Annotated in this window: 10 protein-coding genes; 8 read left to right on the plus strand and 2 right to left on the minus strand. The window is 38.8% G+C overall.

Annotation, left to right across the window (positions count from 1 at the left end; genetic code table 11):
* Window positions 1-401: 401 nt before the first annotated feature.
* From BP621_RS04170 to BP621_RS04205, 8 genes are all read left to right on the plus strand, one after another.
* Complete coding sequence (locus tag BP621_RS04170) at window positions 402-989, plus strand: archaellin/type IV pilin N-terminal domain-containing protein (RefSeq protein ID WP_292388118.1); 588 nt, start codon at window positions 402-404, stop codon at window positions 987-989.
* Window positions 990-1,069: 80 nt separating this feature from the next.
* The gene (locus BP621_RS04175; RefSeq protein ID WP_292388119.1) at window positions 1,070-1,690 is read left to right on the plus strand and encodes a hypothetical protein; all 621 of its coding nucleotides are present in this window, start codon (window positions 1,070-1,072) and stop codon (window positions 1,688-1,690) included.
* Window positions 1,691-1,988: 298 nt separating this feature from the next.
* Window positions 1,989-2,483, plus strand: a complete 495-nt coding sequence (locus tag BP621_RS04180; protein WP_292388120.1) for a hypothetical protein — start codon at window positions 1,989-1,991, stop codon at window positions 2,481-2,483.
* Entirely contained in the window at window positions 2,483-2,992 is a 510-nt protein-coding gene (locus tag BP621_RS04185; protein WP_292388121.1) for a hypothetical protein, read from the plus strand. Before BP621_RS04180 ends, BP621_RS04185 begins: the two co-directional genes overlap by 1 nt.
* A 112-nt stretch (window positions 2,993-3,104) precedes the next feature.
* Entirely contained in the window at window positions 3,105-3,893 is a 789-nt protein-coding gene (locus tag BP621_RS04190) for an ATPase domain-containing protein (RefSeq protein WP_292388122.1), read from the plus strand.
* Window positions 3,894-3,947: 54 nt separating this feature from the next.
* On the plus strand, window positions 3,948-5,762 hold the full coding sequence (locus BP621_RS04195; protein WP_292388123.1) for a type II/IV secretion system ATPase subunit: 1,815 nt from the start codon (window positions 3,948-3,950) through the stop codon (window positions 5,760-5,762).
* Window positions 5,759-7,312, plus strand: a complete 1,554-nt coding sequence (gene flaJ / locus BP621_RS04200) for an archaellar assembly protein FlaJ (RefSeq protein WP_292388124.1) — start codon at window positions 5,759-5,761, stop codon at window positions 7,310-7,312. The genes BP621_RS04195 and flaJ overlap by 4 nt, the downstream gene beginning before the upstream one ends.
* A 72-nt stretch (window positions 7,313-7,384) precedes the next feature.
* Window positions 7,385-8,101: a hypothetical protein gene (locus BP621_RS04205; protein WP_292388126.1), complete on the plus strand. Its 717-nt coding sequence runs from the start codon at window positions 7,385-7,387 to the stop codon at window positions 8,099-8,101.
* 114 nt (window positions 8,102-8,215) lie between these two features.
* On the opposite strand, the gene BP621_RS04210 is transcribed toward BP621_RS04205, so the two are convergent.
* Together BP621_RS04210 and hacA are read right to left on the minus strand one after the other, a co-directional pair.
* The gene (locus BP621_RS04210; RefSeq protein ID WP_292388127.1) at window positions 8,216-8,395 is read right to left on the minus strand and encodes a hypothetical protein; all 180 of its coding nucleotides are present in this window, start codon (window positions 8,393-8,395) and stop codon (window positions 8,216-8,218) included.
* Window positions 8,396-8,674: 279 nt separating this feature from the next.
* The coding region (gene hacA, locus BP621_RS04215; protein ID WP_292388128.1) for a homoaconitase large subunit at window positions 8,675-9,856 on the minus strand (1,182 nt) is incomplete at its 5' end.

Genomic DNA, 9,856 nt, shown 5'->3' on the forward strand with positions numbered 1-9,856 from the left:
GAGACATTTTATTAAAATCTCCTCTTTCTATTTTTGTTTAAAACAATTTCCTGAATTTTTGGCTCTTTTCAGAATAGTTTCATTTGAGCGTAGCTTCAAATTTGAGAATAGTTCTCAAATCTTTAATCAACTTCTCCATAATTTCTCGTTAGTGAATTCTTCATTCACAGTCTTTTCTAATTTTTAAGAAAAGTTAATAAATCAGAAGATAATATTATCTATTTGAAATTTATGGGTATGTGTATGGGGGTAATTAATAGGGAACCATGCGGATCAGCGCCTGAATATCTCGTTTTCCATCAAAAAATTTCTGTCAAATTCGAGAAAAAAAGATGCTGAGAACATGACCCTTTAATTTCTCTATATACTTTCATTCAAAAATAAAAGCAGGAGTGAATAGAATGAAAGGAATTTTTAGCATTTTTAGAAAAGACGATAAAGCCTTCACAGGGCTCGAATCAGCAATTGTGCTGACAGCTTTTGTAGTTGTGGCAGCAGTGTTTTCTTATGTGGTTCTCGGAGCAGGGTTTACAACTTCCGATACTGCCAAGAAAACCATCGATGAAGGTGTCAAACAGACTACTTCTTCAGTAGAACTTGCTGGAGATGTAATCGCAAACAGTAGCGATGGCGTAGTAACTGAGATTATTATTCCCCTTCAGCTCACAGCAGGGCAATCTCCTGTGGACATCGGAGCTAGTAGTGCTGCCGGAATGCTGGTGGTAACTTATGCAGACAATGCTACATACATCCCAAGCACAACATGGAAGGAAGAATTTATAGGGAATCACGATGATGACACGGTTTTAGAACAACATGAGAAAGTTCAAATAACTGTAACAGTTCCTGATAAATCAATGCTTGATGGTACCGCAGACCAGGTGGTAAACAAAGAATTCAAACTTGAGATTAAACCGAAAGTAGGCGCAATCGTTCCAATAACAAGAGTAACTCCACCACAGCTCGATGGAGTTATGGTTTTGAAGTAACCCTAAAAGAATTCAGGGGGAATTTCCCCCTTTCTTTTGCATGGAAATGAAGAAATTTCTTTTTTATTCAGGTGATTAGTATGGAGCTGGATAAAAGGGTAGAGGAAATTGAAACTGAACTTAAAGTTGTAAAAGGAGAGATCAAGGATCTACTCATGGATATAAGGGACACTGTAAACAAGAATGAAAATCCCTTCTGCAATGGGCAGAGACATGGAACTTCAAAGCTTGAGACAAAAGAGAAGGGGATAGGAAAGGAGAATCAACTACCTGTTAATGAAGAAAAGCTCGAAAATGAAAAAAATAAAGAAGTTGCCCATGAGCCGGTTGGAACTATTTCTCCAGACAAGGTTCCTGAAGAAAATATGCAACGGCAGAAAACTCAAATGCAGGCTATTGAGACTGAAAACCAAGCCCGGAAAATTGATACTTTCACACTTGTTGAACTCATGCGCTGGGTGGATTTCGCTGTAAGGACAATCGGTCACAGTAACCTGAAAGTTTTGCTTGACCTCTATGCAGTTACTGGGCAGCTACCAGAAGAAGTTAAGAGTATTATAGAAAATATTGCAAACCTTCCCATTGAAGAACCTGCAGGAGAAGAGAAAGTTAACATGAAAGATAATATTACTGTACTTTCTCAATTGAACGCGATCCTTAACCCGGGAGGATTCAGAAATAAAGTTCAGCCGTTTTATTAAGCTTTAGGATGGAGAAAGAAAAAAGGTAAGACTTAATTTCTCTTCAACTGGGTGTGCTAGTCAAAGGTCAACTGGAAAACGAAATTAATTGTTCCATAATATTCACTAATCGCAATTAGTCTCAATTTAACTTAAGTAAATCTTGTGTGACGTAATAATCATTGTATAACATAATCAGCGTTACTGACATAATCAATATTTCTGATATGAACAGGCTGATGTAATCACTATTATCCAAACTGATATAAGTTTATTCACACTTAGAAAGGGAACCGGAAAATAAGGCGGGGGCCGAAAAATGAGTGGGGAAGCGATAAGTTCTGCGATTCTAACAATAGCATCAATTGTCTGTGTATTTTCATTTGTTTCAGTTGTATACCCGTCTATAATTTCTGCAGGAGACCCTATAATCAGCCGTACCAACTCAATGGGAGACCAGATCCTTACAGATGTGGAAATTTTGCATGAAGCAACTGCCGCTGAAGGAACTGAGGTCGATGTATGGATTAAAAACGTGGGTCCGAAAGGAATATCTTCTGGCTTGATTTCGGAATCGGATCTTTTTTTTGGAAAGTCAGGAAACTTTGAAAGGATATCATATGATGAGAACGGAAGTCTGGCTCCTTGCTGGAATTATTCTATAGAACAGAGTAAAGACAATAATTGGGACAAAGGAGAAACACTGCTTATAAAAATAAAACCGACTGATGTACCTGTCAGCGGAGAGAAATATTTCATTAAATTCGGTACATACAATGGGGTTTCGAAAGAAACCTATTTCACGGTGTCATGATGGGATTTGGAACAGTTATTGCAGCAATGGTTTCGGTTGCAGTCATCCTCCTGGCATCTTATGTCTGCTCAAACGGGGGTTTTTACATGGCAGATGAAATTACAGACTCAGTAATGGAAATGCAGGAAAATGAGAATGAGATTCTGAAAACAGGGATAGAGATTACAGGTATCTACACGGATGAAGCCGATATTTTCGTATCTCTGCATAATATGGGCTCAACAAAGATAGGAGATTTCAATCATATGGATGTAATCGTTAATTATTCCAATACATCCGGCAATGCAAAGACCACATGGATTCCCTATCAGGAAGATGCAGGTAAGTTAGAAAACAGGTGGATTATTAGAGGTATCAGTCCGGATCTGGTAAATCCCGGGATTCTTGATCCGGATGAGAAGATGGAATTGCAGATTTTACTTAAAGACTCCCTGGAAAACAAGGGCGTAAACTGGATTATGGTAGCTACTCCAAACGGAGCAAAAACTTCAGGGTATTTCTATACGTGAATTAGAGCACCGATTCAGATAGTCAGTTATTATGCAGGTTGAATCAATGAGCTGAATTCGGTGAAGTGGAGAAGTAAAGGAGAAATAATCTCTATAAAAAAGAGGGGAGAAAATGGGAAAAAATGTGGGAGAAGAATTATTGCTTGAAAAAGAAGCACTTTACGAAGATACATCAAGTAATCCGGAAACTGATAAGAAAAAACCTTTAGAATTCATATCCACCGGAAATCTGGAGGTAGATAGGAAACTGGAGGGGGGTATTCCTGTAGGTTCTCTATGCCTGCTCGAAGGGGCAAACGATAGTGGAAAATCAATTTTTATTCAACAGATTATGTGGGGGGCTCTTAACCAGGATAAAAGAGTTCTGGCTGTAACAACTGAAAAAACCTCCAGAAACCTGCTGAATAATATGGAGAACTTGAAACAGGGCATTTCCGACTACTTCATAATAGGAAGGTCGAGAATATTTGAAATAAACGCAAATTATATTGAAGAAAAACCAGAGCTTGCTGAAAGTTTACTGCAAAAGCTGCTCGACTGTGTGAAAGAATGTGAAGAAGAGCTTATCCTGATTGATTCCTTAACTATTTTAGCAGTAAGTGCCTCTGAAAACACTTTATTGAATTTTTTTACTGAATGTGTAAAATCTTGTGATAATGGAAAGACCATTTGTATAAGTGTTCATAGTTATGCTTTTTCCCAGGAAGTGCTTTACAGGCTAAGATCAGTCTGCGATTCCTGTCTTGAACTAAGAATTGAACAGGTCGGAGACCAGTGGATAAAGACCATGGAAATTCAGAAGTTGAGAGGCGCCACAAAAACGATTGGAAATATGTTAAGTTTTAATGTGGACAGCGAGTCGGGGCTGAAAATTATTCCTGTTTCAAAAGTCAAAGCCTAAAAGAAAAATAAATCAAATAGGACTGCTGTTAAAAAATATGAATGAGGACTTCAGATGGAAGGTCTACCGTTTAATCCGCTACCTGCGCCGATAAATGGAAGGCGTTCCAGAGAAGAAGTGCGCTCTAGGCTTTCATCAGAGTTTCAGGATTTTGTGGGGAAAGAAGAGAACCGTCATATTCTCGATTATATCTGCAGGCTTCCCTTAGAAGAAATAGCAATTCCTGAATTTCATCTAAAGATTTCAAGAGCTATGAAAGACGTCAAGCATCCTAACCTCATTTATCCTGTTGGAAAAGGAATTGCCGTTCATATTTATCCTGATAAAGAAGATATAAGAAACTACTACATTCCAATAGAACCATGTCTTTTCCAGAATATGGAAAGTACCCTTGAGGCTGTAGAGAAACTGCTTATCGATGTTATACATAATCAGGATATCAACACAAAAGACCCTGAAGAAAAGAAAAAACTCCTTGAAAAGGCACTTGAGAAAGTTTGTATTATAAATGAAAATGCAAAAGAAAACACTGAAAAAAAAAGTAAAGATATTGATAGGGAAAAAACTGTCCAGAGAGAGAGAAACAGTAAAATGCGGTCTGGGCTTTTAGGAAATTTAAAGGAAGCTAGAAAAGCTTTCAAAATGAAAAAAAACGAAAGTATTCGCATAACTCCTGAAGAATTCAAAGCTATAAAATATCTTATGATAAGGGATAAGATTGGAATGGGATTGCTTGAGCCTTTACTGATGGATCCAAACATAGAAGATATAAGTTGCAGTGGACTTGGGAGGGTTTTTGTCGAGCATAAGGTGTTTTCTTCCCTTAAAACATCAATTTCGTTTCAGGAGTTAGAAGAACTCAACGCCTTTGTAATACAGATGTCTGAAAAGGTAGGAAAACCGATAACCTACAGGGATCCTATAGTCGATACAGCTCTTCCTGATGGGTCAAGGATAAACATAGTTTTTGGAGAAGACGTGTCCAAGCAGGGGAGCAATTTTACCATCAGGAAATTTATGGGCACTCCGATTTCAATTCTCGAACTTATTGATTTTGGAACAATTGACTACACAATGGCTGCATATATGTGGATGATGTTGCGAGCAGGTATGAACTGCTTTGTTTCAGGGGAAACAGCTTCGGGAAAAACAACTATGATGAACGCCATAACTACGTTTCTCCCACCGGAGTCCAAAATAGTTTCTATTGAGGATACTCCAGAACTGCAGGTTCCACATAAAAACTGGACAAGAGAAGTTACCAGAACTACAAGGGATGATAGTGGTTCTGATGTTTCAATGTTTGACCTGTTGAAGGCAGCACTTCGACAACGCCCAAATGAGATTATGATTGGAGAAATCCGTGGGGTGGAAGGCAATATTGCTTTTCAGGCTATGCAGACAGGACACCCTGTTATGTCTACCTTCCATGCAGCATCAGTCGAAAAGCTTATTCAAAGGCTTACAGGAGACCCAATAAATGTACCAAAGAATTATGTGGATAACCTGAATGTGGTAATAATCCAGAGTGCAGTGAATGTACCAGGAAAAGGTATGGGGAGAAGAGTCCTTAGCATAAATGAGATAATAGGCTATGATTCAATAAATCAGGCATTCAATTTTATGGATATATTCAAGTGGGATCCTGCTACAGATACATTCAAGTTTACAGGAAAGAATAATTCATATTTGCTGGAACAAAAGATTGCTCCACGCCTCGGAATTCCGGAAAACCAGGTACGGAAAATATATCTAGAACTTGACAAAAAGGCAAAAATTCTCAGGAAAATCCATCAGGCAAAAATTACTAACTTTTATGAGCTTTTCAATACACTAATCCAGATTGAAGAGGCTGGGATAACATCATGAATCCTGAGGATAAGATTGAGTATTTGAAATTAGAAGCTTCAAAGCACAAGTTTGAAGGATACTTTAATCTTGCTCGAAAATTAAAAGACGCTAAAATTGTTGAGAGGGTCAGCGATGATATTCTCTTCCTGCTTACATACATGGCAGCAATCTCAACCGCAGACATTCAAAGAGACAGGATTTTTGGGTATGCAGGATTACAAAAAGAGTACGAGGCTTCAAAGTATTTTAAACAGATATATATACTAGCCTCAAAATGGGGATATGTTTATGCAAAAGCCTGTAAATACATATCCCAGAGACTGAAGGATGAGTATCTTTCAAAATTCTTTGGACGAATGTCAAATATTCTTTCATCTGGAGAACCGGAAAAAAATTTTCTGAAACAGGAAAAGCTAACAAGGGAAGAAGTTTATTGTAACGAATATGAAAGAAGTATTGAATCCCTGAAAAAATGGACTGATGGGTACACTGCCCTTATGGTATCCGTCACACTAGTTGTTACGATAATTCTTGTATCAGTTATGATTTACAATATAGAGAACATTGAAACCATTGTTCTCCTGATCTTATTATTAACCGTTTTTATCTGTGGAATTGCTCTTTTTATTATCTATAAGGCAGCTCCTGCTGAAAAGAAAATTCATACATTGAGCAGACGATCAAAAGAACAGGAGAAAATAAGGTTCTTGAGCCGAATTTTGCTTCCAATGGGCTTGATTTCTGTCGCTGTTTTAATTCTAATGGGAGAAAAGCTACAGTTTATCTTGCTTGCAGTTACTCTTTTTACACTTCCAATAGGTTTCTTTGCTATGATAGACGACAAAAACATTGATGAAAGAGACAATAGCTTTCCTGCATTTATAAAAACTCTGGGTACTCTTGCGGGCACAACTGGAATTACGGTAAGAAGTTCAATAGAAAATCTTGATATGGAGACTTTAGGTTGTCTCAGGCCCGGAGTTGAAGAACTGCATGCAGGTCTTTCGATGGGATTTAAATCGAAACTCTGCTGGGAAAAATTTATAGGAGAAACAGGCTCTGAACTGATAAACAGATGTTCAAGAATATTTACAGACGCAATAGAACTTGGAGGAGACCCTGCCGAAATTGGAGATATAGTCTCAGCCTCAAGCCTCGCAATTGTTCTTCTCAGGATGAAAAGGAAACTTGTCAGTTCCGGTTTTCGTGGCCTTGCCATAACTCTCCATGCTGTTATGATTGGACTTCTGATCTTTATCATGGAAATAATTGCTAAATTTAGCGGGCTCGTTTCTAAAATGAGTGAATCTTATAATTCTACGCAGGGAGGTGCTTCAGGAATTGGAATGAGTATGTTCAACGTTGCTGAAAGTGTACCTCTACTGTATAAATTTACATTGTCAGTAATAATTATTCTCACAATTTCAAACACTCTCGTGATAAAGATTGTAGAAGGGGGAGGAAATTGGAAACTTTTATTTTATGGGGGATTAACATCAGGACTTTCTGCACTTTGTATAATACTTATACCACCAGTAGTGTCAAGAGTATTTACATTTCAAACTTGAAAGAAGTTCAACCGAAATAATGAGTCATATTTCCTGTTCCTATAAGAACAGAAGAGGTTAGGGGGTAGTAAGATGAATTTACTGAAGAATCTAAAGATTAACGGATTAAAAGAGATAAAAGGAATTGGATTAAGGAGTCTAAGAATTGATGGACTAAAGGATATAATACTTAAACCACGACACGCTAGAGATAAAGATATTAAGGGTCTGACAAAAAGTCGAGAAGAAATTAAGAAAAAGATAAAAGAACTGGTTAAAGAAAAAAAAGAGATTGAATCCCAGATCGTTCAACTCCAGAAGACTGGGGAAGAAAAAAACGAAGAAATATCTGGGTCTCCGAAGCAAGAGAAAGAAATTATTGAGAAAGCTGATAATTTTGATGAGTTGAAAAAAACAGGTGAAGAAGAAAAAACAGATAATATAGGAATAAAAACTGAGGTAATAGAGGCAAAGTCTGATAGTAAAAGAGGCGTTGCAGAGGGCAGTGGGATCGTGGATCTTAATAGCAGTGTCAGCAAAAAGGTCGAAGAGATTGTTTTTCCTTCCTCTCTCGAAAAAACAATCTCTTCGACCTTACAGGAAAATAAAGAAGACAGAATATCTGAAACGAGTAAAACTAAGAGTGAAAAACCTGCGCCTGGGATTTTGGGGGGCAGCCTGATTGAAGAGTTAATGGAAAGCGAGGATTTATATCCAGAGGAAGAGCAAAATTTTATGAAATATATAGAAGAGTCAAGCGTTACAGAGCTTGTCACCAATTTAAAAGAAGTTAAGGAACTCCTAGCCTGAGCAGAGTCTTATAAGTCTAATTCACAAAAAAGAAAAACAAAAGATAGTGACGGGGAAAAGCCCGGCATAAGGATATTAAAAGGTCAGTTTTTAAGCTTTAGCTCTTACGTTTTTTCACTTATGAAAAAGCCCTTCTTTTGCCTTGTTAAGATGCTTGTTTGATTCCTCAATTTTACTGGCAGCTTCAAGGATCTCCTCGGAAGCATCGAGAAAACCATCTTTTTTGGCTTTCTGAGCCCATTCCCTGAAACTCTCTATGTGGCTTTCATTATGTTCGATCCAGTGCTCAATCAAATGTGAAAGGTTCTCGTGACTAAGTTCTTCAGTAATAGTTTTCCCTCCTGTTCAAAATATATACGATTCATGGTATAAATGCCCGCTGGATATAATTAGAATTTTTATAAAGATACATCGAAAAGATAGAAAATAGATAAAAAGAGAGAACAGATATAAAACCTAATATATAAATAATTTAATAAGTAAAATAGTTTAAAATCCTAAGGGCTAAGGATCAGGTTTCAAAGATTCTGCCCAAACGCTTACATTAGGATATTTGGCTTTCAGTTCTCAGATTCAAATTGTCCTTGGATCAGTAATTTCACCTGATAGTGCCGAGGCTGCTGCAGTTGCAGGGGATGCTAGATAGATAAAACCATCTTTTCCCATCCTGCCTTTGAAGTTTCGGTTTGCGGTTGAAATGCAGACTTCCCCTTCCCCGAGCACTCCCTGGTGGGCGCCAAGACATGGACCGCAACCAGGAGTTGCGAGCGTAACACCTGCTTTGAGCAGAATTTCCATTGTTCCATTCTCGATTGCTGCAAGGAGAGTCGTGCGGGATGCTGGAATTACAATAGTCCTGACCTCAACCTTTTTCCCTTTGAGAATTGCTGCTGCAATCTCAAGGTCTTCAAGTCGCCCATTTGTGCACGTCCCTATGAAAACCTGGTCTACGTGAGTTCCTTCAACCTCTCCCACAGGTTTTACGTTGTCCACCTGGTGAGGGCAGGCTACCTGAGGCTCGATATCCTCAGCGGAGTAAGCGGGTTCTTTTACATAAACTGCATCCTGATCGGCATAAACTGGCTCATAGGGAGCAGCCGCCCTATTTTTCAGGAAATCGAAGGTCTTCTCGTCCGGCGGGACAATCCCGGCTTTTGCTCCCATTTCAATTGCCATGTTGCAGAGAGTCATTCTGCCGGAAACCGACAGGTCGGAGATAGCCTGTCCGTAAAACTCTATAGCCTTATAAGTCGCACCGTCAATTCCAGTCTTCCCTATCAGGTAAAGGGTCAGATCTTTTGCATAAACCCCTTCCCCAAGCCTTCCTTCAACTGTGAACCTGAAACTTTCAGGCACCTTAAACCAGAGTTTGCCTGTTGCGAAAATTTCAGCCATGTCGGTAGCTCCCACGCCTGTTGCAAAAGCTCCGAAAGCCCCGTAGGTGCAGGAATGCGAATCTGCCCCCACAACCAGTTTTCCAGGCAGGGCAAATCCGTTTTCAGGAAGCACCTGATGGCAGATTCCTTCCCCAAGCTCGTAAAAATTCGGAATGCTCTGCTCTTTTACCCATTCCCGGATTTCTTTTTGAAGGGTAGCTGACGTCTCATTATTTGCAGGCGCAATGTGATCGAAAGGGATTACAATTTTTGAGGGGTCCCAGACCTTTTTCATTTCCATTTCCTTAAAAGCATTAACTGTAAGTACTGAGGTGCCGTCATGCGCCATTGCGTAATCAATATCTGCAAGGGCAAAATC

This window comes from Methanosarcina sp. UBA5 (assembly GCF_002505485.1).
Taxonomy (GTDB): Archaea; Halobacteriota; Methanosarcinia; order Methanosarcinales; family Methanosarcinaceae; genus Methanosarcina.

Excerpts from the sequence above, each read along its gene's own strand:
- BP621_RS04170 (WP_292388118.1), top strand. The coding sequence starts at position 402 with ATGAAAGGAATTTTTAGCATTTTTAGAAAAGACGATAAAGCCTTCACA.
- BP621_RS04175 (WP_292388119.1), top strand. The coding sequence starts at position 1,070 with ATGGAGCTGGATAAAAGGGTAGAGGAAATTGAAACTGAACTTAAAGTT.
- BP621_RS04180 (WP_292388120.1), top strand. The coding sequence starts at position 1,989 with ATGAGTGGGGAAGCGATAAGTTCTGCGATTCTAACAATAGCATCAATT.
- BP621_RS04185 (WP_292388121.1), top strand. The coding sequence starts at position 2,483 with ATGGGATTTGGAACAGTTATTGCAGCAATGGTTTCGGTTGCAGTCATC.
- BP621_RS04190 (WP_292388122.1), top strand. The coding sequence starts at position 3,105 with ATGGGAAAAAATGTGGGAGAAGAATTATTGCTTGAAAAAGAAGCACTT.
- BP621_RS04195 (WP_292388123.1), top strand. The coding sequence starts at position 3,948 with ATGGAAGGTCTACCGTTTAATCCGCTACCTGCGCCGATAAATGGAAGG.
- flaJ (WP_292388124.1), top strand. The coding sequence starts at position 5,759 with ATGAATCCTGAGGATAAGATTGAGTATTTGAAATTAGAAGCTTCAAAG.
- BP621_RS04205 (WP_292388126.1), top strand. The coding sequence starts at position 7,385 with ATGAATTTACTGAAGAATCTAAAGATTAACGGATTAAAAGAGATAAAA.